The 17,396-nt window shown below is 64.8% G+C and carries 14 protein-coding genes; 10 read left to right on the top strand and 4 right to left on the bottom strand.

The genetic code is table 11. The annotated features are described in order from the left end of the window. Positions 1-148 precede the first annotated feature (148 nt). Both HFRIS_RS15300 and sbcB read left to right on the top strand, forming a co-directional pair. On the top strand, positions 149-727 hold the full coding sequence (locus HFRIS_RS15300; RefSeq protein WP_006464304.1) for a YqhG/Tai3 family protein: 579 nt from the start codon (positions 149-151) through the stop codon (positions 725-727). 125 nt (positions 728-852) lie between these two features. Beyond that, positions 853-2,289 carry an exodeoxyribonuclease I gene (gene sbcB / locus HFRIS_RS15295; protein ID WP_006464303.1) on the top strand — a complete coding sequence of 479 codons (1,437 nt, stop codon included), beginning with the start codon at positions 853-855 and terminating at the stop codon, positions 2,287-2,289. 21 nt (positions 2,290-2,310) lie between these two features. Here sbcB and HFRIS_RS15290 read toward each other — a convergent pair whose 3' ends face one another. Next, entirely contained in the window at positions 2,311-2,613 is a 303-nt protein-coding gene (locus HFRIS_RS15290; protein WP_006464302.1) for a DUF3861 domain-containing protein, read from the bottom strand. Positions 2,614-2,642: 29 nt separating this feature from the next. Beyond that, positions 2,643-3,269, bottom strand: coding sequence for a PadR family transcriptional regulator (locus HFRIS_RS15285; protein WP_006464301.1), 627 nt, complete (start codon positions 3,267-3,269; stop codon positions 2,643-2,645). A gap of 247 nt (positions 3,270-3,516) precedes the next feature. On the opposite strand from HFRIS_RS15285, the gene HFRIS_RS15280 reads away from it, so the two are divergent. After that, positions 3,517-4,101 (top strand): peroxidase-related enzyme, encoded by a 585-nt coding sequence (locus tag HFRIS_RS15280; RefSeq protein WP_006464300.1) that lies wholly within the window; start codon positions 3,517-3,519, stop codon positions 4,099-4,101. A gap of 16 nt (positions 4,102-4,117) precedes the next feature. On the opposite strand, the gene HFRIS_RS15275 is transcribed toward HFRIS_RS15280, so the two are convergent. Together HFRIS_RS15275 and HFRIS_RS15270 are read right to left on the bottom strand one after the other, a co-directional pair. Beyond that, positions 4,118-4,618: a nucleoside 2-deoxyribosyltransferase gene (locus HFRIS_RS15275; protein WP_006464299.1), complete on the bottom strand. Its 501-nt coding sequence runs from the start codon at positions 4,616-4,618 to the stop codon at positions 4,118-4,120. A 43-nt stretch (positions 4,619-4,661) separates the two neighbouring features. After that, positions 4,662-7,124 (bottom strand): acyl-CoA dehydrogenase, encoded by a 2,463-nt coding sequence (locus HFRIS_RS15270; RefSeq protein ID WP_006464298.1) that lies wholly within the window; start codon positions 7,122-7,124, stop codon positions 4,662-4,664. Positions 7,125-7,480: 356 nt separating this feature from the next. Here HFRIS_RS15270 and ypfJ point away from each other — a divergent pair, with 356 nt between their 5' ends. From ypfJ to narH, 7 genes are all read left to right on the top strand, one after another. Next, on the top strand, positions 7,481-8,362 hold the full coding sequence (gene ypfJ / locus HFRIS_RS15265; protein WP_006464297.1) for a KPN_02809 family neutral zinc metallopeptidase: 882 nt from the start codon (positions 7,481-7,483) through the stop codon (positions 8,360-8,362). Between the two features lie 85 nt (positions 8,363-8,447). Continuing rightward, positions 8,448-8,828, top strand: coding sequence for an MAPEG family protein (locus HFRIS_RS15260; RefSeq protein ID WP_006464296.1), 381 nt, complete (start codon positions 8,448-8,450; stop codon positions 8,826-8,828). 13 nt (positions 8,829-8,841) lie between these two features. Continuing rightward, positions 8,842-9,126 (top strand): hypothetical protein, encoded by a 285-nt coding sequence (locus tag HFRIS_RS15255; RefSeq protein ID WP_006464295.1) that lies wholly within the window; start codon positions 8,842-8,844, stop codon positions 9,124-9,126. 162 nt (positions 9,127-9,288) lie between these two features. Continuing rightward, complete coding sequence (locus tag HFRIS_RS15250; RefSeq protein WP_006464294.1) at positions 9,289-10,536, top strand: MFS transporter; 1,248 nt, start codon at positions 9,289-9,291, stop codon at positions 10,534-10,536. A 25-nt stretch (positions 10,537-10,561) separates the two neighbouring features. Then, a complete protein-coding gene (locus HFRIS_RS15245) occupies positions 10,562-11,944 on the top strand; it encodes a NarK family nitrate/nitrite MFS transporter (RefSeq protein ID WP_006464293.1) in 1,383 nt (460 codons plus the stop codon). Between the two features lie 168 nt (positions 11,945-12,112). Then, complete coding sequence (locus HFRIS_RS15240) at positions 12,113-15,841, top strand: nitrate reductase subunit alpha (protein ID WP_006464292.1); 3,729 nt, start codon at positions 12,113-12,115, stop codon at positions 15,839-15,841. Beyond that, positions 15,838-17,391 carry a nitrate reductase subunit beta gene (gene narH, locus HFRIS_RS15235; RefSeq protein WP_006464291.1) on the top strand — a complete coding sequence of 518 codons (1,554 nt, stop codon included), beginning with the start codon at positions 15,838-15,840 and terminating at the stop codon, positions 17,389-17,391. Before HFRIS_RS15240 ends, narH begins: the two co-directional genes overlap by 4 nt. Positions 17,392-17,396 lie beyond the last annotated feature (5 nt).

Genomic DNA, 17,396 nt, shown 5'->3' with positions numbered 1-17,396 from the left:
AAGCTTGCCACCGGGAATGCTTGTCGATCTGCTCACGCAATCGTTCACATTCCACTGATGACAAGGTAATAACGAAATAACAGATCAACAGGCCGTCGGCCGCATGCCCCTCTACCATGCACGCGACCACGGCACAGGGAGAATCAGATTGAAGCGGATCGGTACGACACTCTTCGCCGCCGCCAGCCTCTTGCTGGCAGCGTGCACGGCCAATGAAGACGGCAAAGCCAAGGAATTGGTCACGGAGTTCTACCAGGCCCACGCCTCGGCCAGGCCCGTTGGCGCGCTGACCCTGCAGGAACTGATCACCTTCCGCAGCTTCCTGTCGGTGTCGCTGTTCGACCTGCTCAAGGATGTCTCGGTCGCCCAGGAAGCCCGCACCGCCCAGGCGGCCGCCGACCTGGCCGCCGATCCCGATGCCGAGCCGCTGCCGCCCCTGGTACAGGGCGACCTGTTCACCGGCAACCCGAATGGCGCCTCGACCTTCCGAGTGGTTCAGTGCGAAGCCCAGGAACGTGAAGCAACCTGCACGGTGGAACTGATCTTCAGCGATGCCAAGCTGCAATCCCCGGCCAAATGGACCGACCGCCTGACCCTCTCCCGCGACGCCCGCGGCTGGGTGATCGACAACATCCAGTACGCCGGTGGCAACCTGCCCCTGCGCAGCGGCACCCTGCAGGATCTGCTGCGCAAGGTGCTCAAGCGCGATACGCCAGCCTTGCAGTAACGCCGCCATCCAGGCCCTCGGCATCGATCGAGAAAGCCTCGGCAATCCCGCCGGCCTGCGCACTGATCACGGCGCGCAGGCCACAAGGCTCTATAATCGCGCGATTCCCATAGAAGCCCGCCGCGATGTCCAATCACACCTTCCTCTGGCACGACTACGAAACCTTTGGCGCCGTGCCGCGCCGTGACCGTCCTGCGCAGTTCGCCGCCGTGCGCACCGACGCCGAACTCAACGAGATCGGCGAACCCATCATGATCTATTGCAAGCCGGCGCCGGACTACCTGCCCGACCCGGTGTCCTGCCTGATCACCGGCATCACGCCGCAGCACTGCCTGGAAAACGGCATCCCCGAACACGCATTCGCCGCGCAGATCGAGCAGGCCCTGGGCGAGCCCGGCACCATCGGCGTGGGCTACAACACCATCCGCTTCGACGACGAAGTCACCCGCTTCATGTTCTGGCGCAACCTGATCGATCCCTATGCCCGCGAATGGGCCAACGGCTGCGGCCGCTGGGACCTGCTGGATGTGGTGCGCCTGACCTATGCCCTGCGCCCCGACGGCATCCAGTGGCCGACCAAGGAAGACGGCAGCGTCAGCTTCAAGCTGGAACATCTCTCCAAGGCCAATGGCCTGCTGCACGAAGCCGCCCACGATGCCCTCTCCGACGTGCGCGCCACCATCGCGCTGGCGCGCCTGATCCGCCAGCACAACCCGCGCCTGTTCGACTTCGCCCTGGCCCTGCACAAGAAGGAAAAGGCCGCCGCCGAAATCGGCCTGCCGGCGGCCAAGCCCTTCCTGCACGTCTCCGGCATGTTCCCGGTGGCGCAGGGCTGCCTGGCGCTGATGTGGCCGCTGGGCATGCACCCCACCAACAAGAACGAAGTGATCGCCTGGGACCTCGGCTACGACCCCGCCGAACTGGCCAGCCTCGACGCGGCCACCGTGCGCACACGCATGTTCACCCGGCGCGATGACCTGCCGGAGGGCGTAGAGCGCCTGCCGGTCAAGAGCATCCACCTGAACAAGTCACCCATGGTGGTGGGCAGCCTCAAGACCCTCAGCGCCGAGCGCGCCGCCGCCCTGGGCATCGACGTCGACACCGCGCTGCGCCATGCCGAACACGCGGCCGCCCTGCCCGACCTGTCGTCACTGTGGCGCCAGGTCTACCAGCGCGAGGGCGAAGACCGACCCGACGTCGATGAAGACCTCTACGGCGGCTTCATCGGCAACGGTGACCGGCGCCAGCTGACGCAACTGCGCGCCCTGGCTCCAGCCGCCCTGGCCGAGGCCAGCATGTCCTTCGACGATATGCGCCTCAACGAAATCCTGTTCCGCTATCGCGCCCGCAACTTCCCCGAGACCCTGCGTCCCGACGAAGCCCAGCACTGGGAAGAGCATCGCGCTGCCCGCCTGTTCGAAGGCGCCGGTGGCGCGCGCACCATCGCCCAGTTGTTCGAACAGATCGACCAGTTGCAGGAGCAGGCAGACGACGAGCGCACCCAGGACATCCTGGGTGCGCTCTACGACTACGCTGAAATGATCGCGCCGGCCAACCAGTAAGGGCGCCGTCGGCTGGCCGCTTTATTCTGCGGCGGCCTTGCCCTGCGCCTTGAGCTTCATGATGAAGTCGCGCAGGGCCGGTTGTATTTCTTCGAACAGGGGATGCTTGCGGTTCTTCAGCATCACCTCCGAAAACAGTTTCAGCCCCAGCGCCAGCTGCGCGCTGGTATCGCTGTCGAACTGGCCATTGCCGCGCAGGCGACCAACGATACTGAAGATATCGTCATGATTGCCGGCCTCGAAGCTGATGGGCTCATGCAGCGTCTGTCCTTCCGACGCCGTGGCCAGGTGTTCCAGGGTGATGCGGTAGCGATGTTCCTTCATGTTGCTCTCCTTGCTTGCTTCTTTGGGGCTCAGGCCCGCTCCACCGCCACGGCGGCGCGATCGATGATGTCGATGATGGCATGCAGTTCTTCCTGCTCCAGCTTGCCCTTGGCCAGGCGCGTATGCAGCGCCATGCGGAAGTTCTGGACCGCCCGGCGCAGTTCCGGCGAATCGGCATCCGGACGTTCCTGGCGGCGCAGTTCGAACTTGCGCAGCACCTGCTGCAGTATCTCGGCGTTTTCCTTCTCTTCCAGATGCGCACGGCCCTCGGCGCTGATGGTGTAGAGCTTCTTGCCGCCCTCTTCGCCCTGTACCGAGGCATGGCCCATTTCTTCCAGCAGGGTCAGGGTCGGGTAGATCACGCCCGGGCTGGGGCTGTAGCCACCGCCCACCAGCTGCTCGATGGCCTTGATCATGTCGTAGCCGTGGCGCGGCTTTTCCTGCAACAGGTGCAGCATCACGATGCGCAATGCGCCCTGCTCGAACATGCGCGCACCGCGACCGCCCCCGCCGCCTCCCTCGCGGCCACGCGGCCCGTGGTGGCCGCGATGGCCCTCTTCATCAAACAGGCCGCCGCCATGGTGCGGACGGTCGTGGCGCTGGTGCATGGGGCCGTGGCCCGGCTGGCCGTGGTGGCCGAATAGATGCTTGAACATGGTGTTTCCTTCTTGTCGGTTTGCTAAGGCAGCGACTGACGCACGCTGCGTGTCGATCGATATAGCCAAGATATATCTTTATTTTGAATATTTCAAGATATATCTTAATCATATTTTTCATTGCATTTGATCAACACATGAAGCAAAAGGCTTCACCGTCAGGCTGGCGACATTGAACGACCGGAAGAAGTGCTATGTTCTCTCCGGGGCAGCCACTGCCCTGCATACCACGACAACAGGAGACCCCATGACCCCGACCGCCCCCATCGGCCGCTTTCCCATTCCCGAACTCGACGAGCTTCCCGAGGACATCCGCCAGCGCATCCTGACAGTGCAGGAGAAGTCAGGATTCATCCCCAACGTCTTCCTGGTCCTGGCGCACCGCCCGGACGAATTCCGCGCCTTCTTCGCCTATCACGATGCCTTGATGGACAAGCCCGGCAAGCTCACCAAGGCCGAGCGCGAGATGATCGTGGTCGCCACCAGCAATGCCAACCAATGCCAGTACTGCGTGGTGGCGCATGGTGCGATCCTGCGCATCCGCGCCAAGGACCCCTTGCTGGCCGACCAGGTCGCGATCAATTACCGCAAGGCCGACATCAGCCCGCGGCAAAAGGCCATGCTGGATTTCGCCATGAAGGTCTCGGCCAGCGCCTGGGCGGTCAACGAAGAGGATTTCGCCCTGCTCGGGGAACAGGGCTGGGGAGAGGAGGAAGCCTGGGACATCGCGGCCATCGCGGCCTTCTTCGGCATGTCCAACCGGCTGGCCAACGTGACCAGCATGCGTCCCAATGAAGAGTTCTATCTGATGGGGCGAGTACCCCTGCAATGATGTCGCGCAGACGGGCTCAGCGCCGTCCCGCATGCCAGCGCGCCACCTGCTCCAGGCAGGCGCGCAGGTCACCCTGCACCAGTTCGGCGGCATGCGCCAGCATGAGGTTGCGCGGCAGGCCGAAGTCCTCGATCTGCATGTCCTCGCGACAGTAACCGGGCTCGCCCTGCGGCACCTGCGCCAGCAGATCCTGCACCGGCGTGTTGTAGCACCACACCTTCTTGCCACGCCCGACCGCGTAGCCGATCTCGAAGACCGTGCCCGAATCCGGCTCGTGGCCGCGAAAGTCGCGCACGTTGGCCACCACGGCATCGGCCGACTCGATCAGGGCTACGTTGATTTCGTAGATGCGCCGGGCGATCTCGGACTTGCTCTCGCCCTGCACCTCGTCATCGCCCGGGCACAAGGCCAGCAAGCCCAGCTCGCCGCACCATTGCTTGATGCGCGTCTTGTGCGCGGCATAGTCGCGCGCGAAGACATCGGGACCGGCGAGGTAGATGCGGGGCTGTCGGGTCATGGTTCATCCTGTGGCTGTATCCGGAGCCGGCAGCTTACGCGAACTAGGAAACCTCTGCCATGTTCTCGGCCCGGTCGAAGTCGGCCGCAAAATCGTCCACCTGCACGCTGAGGTCCCCATAGTGGGCGAAGGCATCCAGCACTTCCTTCTCCTGCTGCGAGATCAGACCGCGCTGCAAGACCAGCGCACTCCAGGCCGGCAGTTCGCGCAGGCTCTGCGGCATCGGCGGCAGCCGCTCTTCCTTGATCTCCGGCTTGAGCCGCTGCTCCAGTTGCTGCACCACCGGCGCCAGTGCAAAGGCCAGTTCGCCGCAGGCCAGCGGGTCACCTTCGCCGGGCACATAGGTATCGGCCACCAGCCGGTCGCGGCTTGCGCCCGGGGTCTGCATGGCCTTGGCCACCAGGGTGCCGAGCAGGTCCGATGGCTTGCGATAAGGCAGTCCCAGCGGGAAGATCAGCACCCGCAGCAGCAACGCCACGGGCCGGTTGGGGAAATTGTGCAAGGTCTCGACGATGGCTTCCTGCGCCCGGTTCAGGGCATCCTGCACCGACCAGTCGACGTAGGCCTGGTCAGCTTCCTGACGACCTTCGTCCTCGAAGCGTTTCAACACCGCCGACACCAGGTACAACTGCGAGAGCACATCCCCCAGCCGCGCCGAGATACGTTCACGGAACTTGAGCGTACCGCCCAGCACGGCCATGCTGACATCGGTGAGCAAGGCGAAGGCCGAGGACAGGTGGACCACGGCGCGGTAGTAGCGGCGCGTGGCATGCGCCGCCTGGGACGGTGCCGGCAACAGCCAGCCGCCGCTGATGCCACCCACCAGGCTGCGCGCCGCATTGGCCGCCGCGAAGGACAGGTGCGCGAACAGCACGCGGTCGAAGGCCTGCACCGCGCGTTCGCGATCCTCCTCCGAGGCCGCAGCCAGCTCCTGCAGCACATAGGGATGGCAACGGATCGCCCCCTGGCCGAAGATGATCAGGCAGCGCGTCAAGATATTGGCGCCCTCTACCGTGATGGCGATCGGAATCTGCTGGTACACCCGCGCCAGGAAATTGCCCGGCCCCATGCAGATGCCCTTGCCACCGATCACGTCCATGCCGTCATTGACCACCATGCGCCCGCGCTCGGTGACGTGGTACTTGGAGATGGCCGAGATCACCGACGGCTTCTCGCCCGCATCCACCGCCAGTGCCGACAGGCGGCGCGTGGCATCCATCATGTAGAGATGCCCGCCCATGCGCGCCAGCGCTTCCTGCACGCCCTCGAACTTGCCGATCTCGATCTTGAACTGGCGCCGCATGGCGGCATAGGCACTGGTACCGCGCACCGCCATCTTGGAAAAACCGACGCTGGACGACGGCAGCGAAATCGCCCGCCCCGCGGCCAGGCATTCCATCAGCATGCGCCAGCCGCGTCCGACCTGGGCCACGCCGCCGATCACCCAATCCATCGGGATGAAGACATCGGTCCCCTCGGTCGGACCATTCTGGAACACCGCATTGAGCGGCCAGTGTCGACGACCGGTGACCACCCCTGGATGGTCGGTGGGGATCAGCGCGCAGGTGATGCCGGGCTCCATCGCATAGCCCAGCAGGCCATGCGGATCGCGCGCCCGGAAGGCCAGGCCCAGCACGGTGGCCACCGGCGCCAGGGTGATGTAGCGCTTGCTCCAGGTGACCCGGAAGCCCAGCGTCTCGCGTCCCTCATACCGGCCCTTGCAGACGATGCCGATATCCGGAATGGCCGCCGCATCCGAACCCGCATAGGGACTGGTGAGTGCGAAGCAGGGAATCTCCTGTCCCCGTGCCAGGCGCGGCAGGTAGTGATCCTTCTGCGCCTCGGTGCCGTAATGCAGCAGCAATTCGGCCGGCCCCAGCGAATTGGGCACCATCACCGCGATGGCCGCAGCCGAACTGCGCGAGGCCAGTTTCATCACCACCTGCGAATGCATGTAGGCCGAGAACTCCTTGCCGCCGTACTGGCGCGGAATGATCATGCCCAGGAAGCCGCGCTCCTTGATGAATTTCCAGGCCTGCTGCGGCAGGTCCTGGGTCTTCACGCTGGTGTCCCAGTCGCTGACCATGGCGCACAGCTGCTCGACCTCGTGATCGAGGAAAGCCTGCTCCTCCGGTGTCAGGCGCGGCGCCGGCAGCGCAAACAGGCGCTCCCAGTCCGGTTTGCCGGAGAACAGCTCGGCATCCCACCAGGTGGTGCCGGCCTCGATGGCATCGCGTTCGGTGTCGGACATGCGCGGCGCCATCATGGCGAACGTGTCCAGCGCCGGCCGCGTGATCAGCGACTGCCGCACCGAGCGGATCGCCACCACCAGGGTCGGCGTAAACAACAGGATCGCCAGCAGCACCCGCACCGGCCAGTCGATATCGAGCGCGGCGCCGCCCAGGAAGATCAGGGCCGCCTCGGCCGCCAGCCAGACCCAGGCGCTGGCACGCGCCATCATCAGCGCCAATGCGCTTGCAATGAAAACAATGAGCCAGATGATCATGTGTCGCCTCCAGTGTTGTTGTGCTTGTTGCGGACGGGGTGCTGCCAGCAGTGCAGCCAGCAGTACAGCGGGCAATGCAGCGTTGCGTGGAGCGATGGGTGCAGCCAGAAATGCCGCTGACGATGCAGCGATCAAGGCAGCCAGTGTGGCACCGAATGCCGAGCGCGCCAAGCGGGCGTCCCTGCATCCAGTCATCCGACATCCAGCCTGCGCCTTTTTGCACGATACCTCGACAGCTCATCGGGCGGAATCGGACGGAACCCTCCCGGCCCCGTCAGACAACGTCCGACAAGCCGGCACCCCATGTCATCCATTACAATCCGGGCATTGCAGACAGGCCCGCAGAGGAACGAATCATGAAATGGGAAGGCAATCGCGAAAGCGACAACGTGGAAGACCGTCGTGGTGAAGGTGGCGGCGGAGGGGGCGGCTTTGGCTTCGGCGGCCGCTCCATCGGCCTGGGCACCGTGGCCGTGGCACTGGTGGCGTCGTACTTCCTGGGCATCAACCCGCTGACCATGCTCAACCTGCTCTCCGGCGGGGACGGCCCGGTACCGGTACAGCAACAGGCACCGGCCCACAAACCCTCGCCCAACGACCAGATGGCGCGCTTCGTTTCCACCGTCCTGGCCGACACCGAAGACACCTGGGGCCAGATCTTCGCCGCCAACGGCAAGCAGTATGCGCGGCCCAAGCTGGTGCTGTTTTCCGGCAGCACGCCGACCGCCTGCGGCACCGGCCAGACCGCCACCGGTCCCTTCTATTGCCCGGGCGACCAGAAGGTCTACATCGACCTGTCCTTCTATGAACTGATGAAGCAGCGTTTCAAGGTCTCCGGCAACTTCGCCCAGGCCTATGTGATCGCCCATGAAGTCGGCCACCACGTGCAACACCTGATGGGCATCTCCGACAAGGTCGATGCGGCCCGCCGCAATGCCAGCGAAAAGCAGGCCAATGCCATGTCGGTGCGACTGGAACTGCAGGCCGACTGCTTCGCCGGGGTCTGGGCCTTCCACGCCAACCAGGCACGTCACATCCTGGAAGAAGGGGATATCGAAGACGCCCTGCACGCCGCCTCCGCCATCGGCGACGACGCCCTGCAGCGCCAGGCGCGCGGCGTGGTGGTGCCGGACTCCTTCACCCACGGCAGTTCGGCCCAGCGCGTGACCTGGTTCAAGCGCGGCATCAACGAAGGCAAGGTCAGCGCCTGCAATACCTTCGCGGCCAAGGAGCTATGAACCCATCCTGAGCCCACGTTGGGCGCGCCATACCCGACATCGAACGCAACATCGAACACGACAACCCAACAAGGAGACTGAACCCATGACCCTGTCCAACTGGTGCATCCTGATCGCCGGCCTGATGCCGGTGTTCACCATCGCGGTGGCCAAGCGCGGTCGCAAGGACTTCGACAACGCCGAACCGCGTGCCTGGCTGGACCAGCAGACCGGTGTGCGTCGCCGCGCCGACTACGCCCACCGCAACCACTTCGAGGCCTTCCCCTTCTTCGCCGCCGCCGTGCTGGTGGCGCAGCAGGCCGGTGCCGCCCAGGGCCAGATCGACATCGCCAGCGTGGTCTTCATCGCCGCCCGCCTGCTCTATACCCTGTTCTACCTGAACGACAAACCCTCGGCCCGCTCGGCGGTCTGGGCGGTCGGCTACCTGAGCGTGATCGCCCTGTTCGTCATCGCCGCCCGTGCCTGACCGGGAGCCCACCATGCGCCACCCCGCCGCCCAGCAACTGGCCCCCATGCGCGAGGCCCTCACCGCCCTGTGCGAGCAACGCGCCAGCATCGCCACCCTGTGCGCCACCTGGCGCGCCCGTGACGACGTGATGCAGGCCCTGCCACCCCGTTACCAGCAGGTCGCCGAAGACCTGCTGGGCCGCCTCGAAGCCGGCAGCCTCTTCACCGAGGAAAGCTGTTCCTTCAGCCAGAAGGACCTCACCGACAGCCTCGCCACCTGGCTGGACAAAGCCGAGCAGACCCTGTCAGCAAGCTGACCTGGCCTGACCTGCTCCGCCGGAAGAACTAGTTCTTCCGGCGGGCAGCCTGCCCTTACTGCCTCCCTCTTCTCCCTTCCCCCGCCTCTCCGTCGGACCGATGTTGCCGGCCTGCACCGATCGCTAAGCTGGACCCATCGATCAACATCCGCAGGAGGCTCCATGTCCGACCAGCGCAAGGCCTATGGCGTGCTGGGTTCCAGCACGCTCGCGTTTACCGTCTGCTTCACCATCTGGATGATGTTCGGGGTCATCGGCATCCCCATCAAGAATGCCCTGCACCTGAACGAAACCGAATTCGGCCTGCTCACCGCCACGCCGGTGCTGACCGGCTCCCTGATCCGGGTGCCGCTGGGCATCTGGACCGACCGCTACGGCGGGCGCATCGTCTTCTTCATCCTGATGCTGTGCACGGTGGTTCCGATCTGGCTGATTTCCTACGCCACCGCCTTCTGGCACTTCCTGGTACTGGGCCTGTTCGTGGGCCTGGCCGGCGGTTCCTTCTCGGTCGGCACGCCCTATGTGGCGCGCTGGTTCAAGAAGGAACGCCAGGGCCTGGCCATGGGCGTGTTCGGCGCCGGCAACTCGGGCGCGGCGGTCAACAAGTTCGTGGCGCCGGTGCTCATCGCCGCCGGTGGCTGGATGCTGGTGCCCAAGGTCTATGCCGCCCTGATGCTGGCCGCAGCCCTGCTGTTCTGGCTGGGCTCGTCCACCGACCCGGCGCACCAGGTCAGGTCCGACACCGGCTTCATGGACCAGGTGCGCATGCTCAAGGACCCCAGGGTCTGGCGCTATTGCCAGTACTACTCGGTGGTCTTCGGCGGCTATGTGGGCCTGAGCCTGTGGATGGTCAAGTACTACGTCACCGAATACGGATTCGACATCAAGACCGCCGCCCTGCTGGCGGCCTGCTTCTCGCTGCCGGGCGGTGTGCTGCGTGCCGTGGGCGGCTGGCTCTCCGACAAGTACGGTGCCTACCAGGTCACCTGGTGGGTGATGTGGGTGTGCTGGGTCGCCTTCTTCCTGCTGTCTTATCCACAGACCGATTTCGCCATCCAGACCGTGGGCGGCACAAGGACCTTCCACATCGGCCTGAACCCGGTGCTCTTCACGGCGCTGCTGATGGTGGTCGGCGTGGCCATGGCGGTGGGCAAGGCCTCGGTCTTCAAGTTCATCTCCGACGACTACAGCGGCAACATCGGCGCGGTCTCCGGCATCGTCGGCCTGGCCGGCGGGCTGGGCGGCTTCATCCTGCCCATCCTGTTCGGCGTGGTGCTGGACCTCACAGGCGTACGCAGCTCCTGCTTCATGCTGCTCTACGGCACGGTCTGCATTTCGCTGGTGTGGATGCACTTCCAGTTCCGCCGCGAAGGCCTGCAAGCGCCACGCAAAGCCCTGGCGGCCGACTGATCCCTTCCCATTTCAAGGACACCTCATGAACCACGTACTCACGCGATGGGAGCCGGAAAACCCGGACTTCTGGCGCAAGCAAGGCGAGCCGGTCGCCAACCGCAATCTCTGGATCTCCATCCCCTGCCTGATGCTGGCCTTCGCAGTCTGGATGCTGTGGAGCGTGGTGGCCGCCAACCTGGACAAGGCCGGCTTTCACTTCAGCAAGGACCAGTTGTTCTTCCTGACGGCCTTGCCCGCCCTCTCGGGCGCCACGCTGCGGATCTTCTATTCCTTCCTGGTGCCGGTGTTCGGCGGGCGTCGCTGGACCGCCATTTCCACCGCCAGTCTGCTGATCCCCGCCATCGGCATGGGCCTGGCCCTGCGCGACCCCGGCACCAGCTACTCCACCCTGCTGGGCCTGGCCTTGCTGTGCGGGCTGGGCGGCGGCAATTTCAGTTCCAGTATGGCCAACATCAGCTTCTTCTTCCCCAAGGCGCGCAAAGGCTACGCCACCGGCATGAATGCCGGCATCGGCAACCTGGGCGTCTCGGTGGTGCAACTGGTCACGCCGCTGGTGATTTCCTCGGCCGTGTTCGCCACCTCCATCGCCGGCCAGGGAGTGCTCTTCCATGATCCCAAGAGTGGCCTGGACAGCAGCTACTGGCTGGCCAATGCCGGCTTCATCTGGGTCCCCTTCATCGTCGCCGCCACCCTGGCAGCCTGGTTCGGCATGAACGACATTGCCTCTGCCCAGGCGTCACTGGCCGACCAGGCGGTGATCTTCAAGCGCAAGCACAACTGGCTGATGTGCTGGCTGTATGTCGGCACCTTCGGCTCCTTCATCGGTTTTTCGGCGGCGTTTGCGATGTTGATCAAGGCCCAGTTCCCGGAGGTGGAAGTCGCCCGCTTCGCCTTCCTCGGCCCGCTGGCCGGTGCCCTGGCGCGGCCGCTGGGCGGCATGATCTCGGACCGCATCGGCGGCGCGCGCGTCACGCTGTGGGTGTTCCTGGCCATGGGGCTGACCATCCTGCTGGGCATCCTGCCGGCCCTGCATACGCACCAGTTCACGCTGTTCCTGGCCTCCTTCATCGGCATGTTCATCCTCACCGGACTGGGCAATGGCTCGACCTTCTGCATGATTCCCATCATCTTCCAGACCGAGCGCGAGCGCGCTGCCGCGGGACAAGGCGAAGCGGCGCTGCAGCAGGCCCGCCTGGATGCGGGCAAGGAGTCGGCGGCCGTACTGGGGTTCTCCGGTGCCATCGGCGCCTATGGCGGCTTCTTCATCCCGCAGAGCTTCGGCACCTCGATCAGTATGACCGGCGCGCCGGACATGGCGATGGTCGTCTTCGTCGGCTTCTATGCCAGCTGCATGCTCATCACCTGGTGGTACTACGCCCGCAAGGGCGCGCCCATGCCGTGCTGACCCCGGCCTAGTTCTTTCGAACTAGCCCGCCTCCGCCGCCTGGATGGCTGCCCCGACCAAGCCGGTGAATAGGCAGGGACGGGGCGCCTGCCTACACTTTCCAACCATCAAGACTGCCCATATCGATAACGCAGGTGGGGTATGCACCCACGCAACCGAGGATTCACGATGAGTCATTTTCTGGACCGATTGAAGTTCATGTCGCGGGTGAAGTCCACCTTCGCCGATGGCCATGGCGCCGTGGTCGACGAAGACCGCCAATGGGAAAACGCCTACCGCAGCCGCTGGCAGCACGACAAGGTGGTGCGCTCCACGCACGGGGTCAACTGCACCGGGTCCTGCTCCTGGAAGGTCTATGTCAAGAACGGCCTGATCACCTGGGAAACCCAGCAGACCGACTATCCCCGTACCCGTCCCGACCTGCCCAACCACGAGCCGCGCGGCTGCCCGCGTGGCGCCTCCTATAGCTGGTACGTCTACTCCGCCCAGCGGGTGAAGTACCCGATGATCCGCGGCCGTCTCATGCAACTGTGGCAGGAGGCGCGCCGCACCCTGGGCCCGGTCGAGGCCTGGGCCGCCATCACCAGCGACCCCGCCCGTGCAAAAAGCTACAAGTCGGTGCGCGGCCAGGGTGGCTTCGTGCGGGCCGACTGGGATACCGCCAACGAAATCATCGCCGCCGCCAATGCCTACACCATCAAGCAGTACGGCCCGGACCGGGTGATCGGCTTCTCGCCCATCCCGGCCATGTCGATGGTGTCGTATGCGGCCGGCGCCCGTTACCTGAGCCTCATCGGCGGCGTGGCCCTGTCCTTCTACGACTGGTACTGCGACCTGCCGCCCGCCAGCCCGCAGATCTGGGGCGAGCAGACCGACGTGCCGGAATCGTCCGACTGGTACAACGCCACCTACCTGATGGTATGGGGCTCCAACGTGCCGCAGACCCGCACCCCCGACGCCCACTTCTACACCGAGGTGCGCTACAAGGGGACCAAGACCGTGGCGGTGTCCTCGGACTTCGGCGAGATGGTCAAGTTCGGCGACATCTGGCTGGCCCCGCGCCCGGGTACCGACGCCGCGCTGGCCATGGCCATGGGCCATGTGATCCTCAAGGAATTCCACCTGCAGCGCCCCTCGCCCTACTTCCGCCACTACGTCCGGCAATACACCGACCTGCCCATGCTGGTACGACTGGTGGAACGCGACGGCCGCTACCTGCCGGAGCAGTTGCTGCGCGCCTCGCAGATGCCCGGCCAGCTGGAAGAAGCCAACAACGCCGACTGGAAGACCCTGGCCATCGATGCCACCACCGGCCAGATCGTCGCGCCCAACGGTTCCATCGGCTACCGCTGGGGCGAGGGCCAGGTCAACGACGGCGCCAAGCTGGGCCGCTGGAACCTGGAAAGCCGGGACGGTCACTCCGGTCGCGAGATCGATCCGCTGCTCTCGCTGGTGGACCGGCACGACGAGGTGGTCCCAGTCACCTTCAACTACTTCGGCGGCGAGGACGCCGAGCAATTGCAGGAGCGCCGCGTGCCGGTGCGCCACGTACGCCTGGCCAACGGCAGCACCGCGCTGGTGGCCACCGTGCACGACCTGATGATGGCCAACTATGGCGTGGACCAGGGTCTGGGCGGCCAGATTGCGCAGTCCTATGACGACGACATTCCCTACACACCGGCGTGGCAGGAGAAGCACACCGGCGTCAAGCGCGAGCTGGTGATCCAGGTGGCACGCGAGTTCGCGCAGAACGCCCACGACACCGAGGGCAAGAGCATGGTCATCGTCGGCGCCGCGCTCAATCACTGGTACCACAACGACATGATCTATCGCGGCATCATCAACCTGCTGATGATGTGCGGTTGCGTGGGCAAGTCCGGCGGTGGCTGGGCGCACTACGTGGGACAGGAAAAGCTGCGCCCGCAGTTCGGCTGGGCGCCGCTGGCCTTCGCCACCGACTGGGTGCGCCCGCCCCGGCAGATGAACGGCACCAGCTTCTTCTACGCCCACACCAGCCAGTGGCGTCACGAAAAGCTGGGCCTGGACGAGATCGTCGCCCCCACCGCCGACAAGGACAAGCTGGCCGGCATGAGCATGATCGACATGAACGCACGCTCCGAACGCATGGGCTGGCTGCCCTCGGCCCCGCAGCTGGAAACCAATCCGCTGGACGTGTGCGACGCCGCCCAGGCACTGGGCCAGACCCCGCAGGACTACCTGAAGGCAGCCCTGAAGTCCGGCACCGTCAACATGAGCTGTGACGACCCCGACAACCCGAAGAACTTCCCGCGCAACATGTTTGTCTGGCGCTCCAACATCCTGGGCAGTTCCGGCAAGGGCCACGAGTATTTCCTGAAATACCTGCTGGGGACCCAGCATGCGCTGTTCGACGACGCCGGGCAGGCCATCCGCCCGGCCGAGGTCAAGTACCGGGAAGAGGCTGCCGAGGGCAAGCTGGACCTGCTGGTGACGCTGGACTTCCGCATGAGCACCACCTGCCTGTATGCCGACATCGTGCTGCCCACCGCCACCTGGTACGAAAAGGATGACCTCAACACCTCGGACATGCATCCCTTCATCCATCCGCTGTCCGAAGCGGTGCAACCGCTGTGGGAGAGCAAGACCGACTGGGAAATCTACAAGGGCATCGCCAGCAAGTTCAGCCAGATCGGTGGCGAATACCTCGGCACCCGCAGCGACATCGTGCTGCAGCCGCTGATGCACGACACCCCGGCTGAACTGGGCCAGCCCTTCGAACCGAAGGACTGGAAGAAGGGCGAATGCGACCTCATCCCCGGCAAGACCGCCCCCAATTTCATGGTGGTGGAACGCAACTACCGAGACATCTACAAGAAGTTCACCTCGGTCGGCCCGCTGCTGGACAAGCTGGGCAACGGCGGCAAGGGCATCAACTGGAACACCGAACATGAGGTGGGCGAACTGGGCGCACTGAACAGGCGCGTCACCGAGCCCGGCGTCAGCCAGGGCCGCCCACGGCTGGACAGCGCCATCGATGCCTGCGAGATGATCCTCAGCTTCGCTCCAGAAACCAACGGCCATGTCTCGGTCAAGGCCTGGGAAGCACTGGGCAAGATCACCGGGCGCGACCACACCCACCTGGCGCGGGGCCGCGAGCACGACAAGATCCGTTTCCGCGACGTCCAGGCGCAGCCGCGCAAGATCATCTCGGCGCCGACCTGGTCGGGTCTTGAGTCAGAAGAGGTCAGCTATAACGCCGGCTATACCAATGTGCATGAACTCATTCCCTGGCGCACCCTGAGCGGCCGCCAGCAGTTCTACCAGGACCACCGCTGGATGCTGGATTTCGGTGAAGGCCTGTGCGTCTACAAACCGGCGGTCGATACCAAGACGGTAGCGCCCATGCTCGGGCGGCACCCCAATGGCGAGAAGGAGATCGTGCTCAACTTCCTCACGCCGCACCAGAAGTGGGGCATCCACTCCACCTACTCGGACAACCTGCGCATGCTCACCTTGAGTCGCGGCGGGCCGCATGTCTGGATTTCGGAAGACGACGCCAAGTCCGCAGGACTGGTGGACAACGACTGGGTCGAAGTCTTCAACAGCAACGGCACCCTGACCGCGCGCGTGGTGGTGAGCCAGCGCATCCCGGGCGGCATCTGCCTGATGTACCACGCCCAGGAAAAGATCGTGAACACCCCCGGCGCGCAACTGAGCGGAAAGCGCGGCGGCATCCACAACTCGGTCACGCGGGCGGTGCTCAAGCCAACCCACATGATCGGCGGCTATGCGCAACTGGCCTATGGCTTCAACTACTACGGCACCGTCGGCAGCAATCGCGACGAGTTCATCATCCTGCGCAAGATGAACAAGGTCGACTGGCTCGACGGCAGCCTGCAAGAAAGGACGGCATCATGAGAATTCGCGCACAAGTGAGCATGGTGCTCAACCTGGACAAGTGCATCGGCTGCCACACCTGCTCGGTGACCTGCAAGAACGTCTGGACCAGCCGCGACGGCGTGGAATACGCCTGGTTCAACAATGTCGAGACCAAGCCCGGCATCGGCTATCCGAAGCAATGGGAAAACCAGCAGAAGTGGCAAGGCGGCTGGACCCGCACCACCGCCGGCAAGCTGGAGCCGCGCCAGGGCGGCCGCCTGCGCATCCTGGCCAATCTGTTCGCCAATCCCAACCTGCCGGCCATCGACGACTACTACGAGCCCTTCACCTACGATTACGAACACCTGCAGAAGGCACCCCTGATGCAGACCCCGCCCACGGCACGGCCGATCTCGGTGCTGACCGGCAAGAAGATGGACAAGATCACCTGGGGGCCGAACTGGGAAGACGATCTCGGCGGCGAGTTCAGCGCCCGTAGCCAGGATGCGCTGTTCGAGGGCGTGCAGAAGGAGATGCACAGCAGCTTCGAATCGACCTTCATGATGTACCTGCCGCGCCTGTGCGAACACTGCCTGAACCCGGCCTGCGTAGCATCCTGCCCGTCGGGCTCGATCTACAAGCGCGAGGATGACGGCATCGTGCTGGTGGACCAGGACAAGTGCCGTGGCTGGCGCATGTGCATCTCCGGTTGCCCGTACAAGAAGATCTACTACAACTGGAGCTCCGGCAAGGCCGAGAAATGCACCTTCTGCTATCCCCGCATCGAGGCCGGCCAGCCCACCGTGTGCTCGGAAACCTGCGTCGGGCGCATCCGCTACCTGGGCGTGCTGCTGTATGACGCCGACCGCATCCAAGCGGCGGCCTCGGTGGCCGACGAGCAGGCGCTCTACCAGGCCCAGCTGGACTGCTTCCTCGACCCGCACGACCCGGCCGTGATCGCCGAGGCGCGCCGCCAGGGCATCGCCGAGAGCTGGCTGGAATCGGCACGCCGCTCGCCGGTGTACAAGATGGCCATGCAATGGAAGATCGCCTTCCCCCTGCATCCGGAATACCGCACCCTGCCCATGGTCTGGTACATCCCGCCGCTGTCGCCGATCCAGAAGGCGGCCGAAGCCGGCCACATGGGGATGGACGGCATCATCCCCGACGTGAAATCGCTGCGCATCCCGCTGCGCTATCTCGCCAACCTGCTCACCGCCGGCCAGGAAGCGCCCATCCTCAACGCCCTGCAACGCCTCTTGGCCATGCGCGCCTACAAGCGCGCCCAGACCGTCCACGGCCGACAGGAAGAAGCGCTGCTGCAGCAGGTCGGCCTGCAGGCGGATGAGGTCGAGGACATGTACCAGACCCTGGCCATCGCCAACTACGAAGACCGCTTCGTGGTGCCGTCCTCGCACAAGGAAATGGTGGAAGACAGCTTCAACGACAAGGGCAGTTGCGGCTTCAGCTTCGGCAACGGTTGTTCCGGTGGCGTCTCCGACGGCAGCCTGTTCGGCAAGAAGCCGCAAGGCAGCGTGATCTTCGTGGACATGCCCAAGTCGCGCAAGAAGTCCCCTGTCACAGAATGAATGGA

Origin of the sequence: Herbaspirillum frisingense GSF30 (assembly GCF_000300975.2) — a bacterium.
Classification (GTDB): Bacteria; Pseudomonadota; Gammaproteobacteria; order Burkholderiales; family Burkholderiaceae_D; genus Herbaspirillum; species Herbaspirillum frisingense.
Note: the sequence above shows the minus strand (reverse complement) of the source record. Positions and strands in the feature narration are given on the sequence as shown.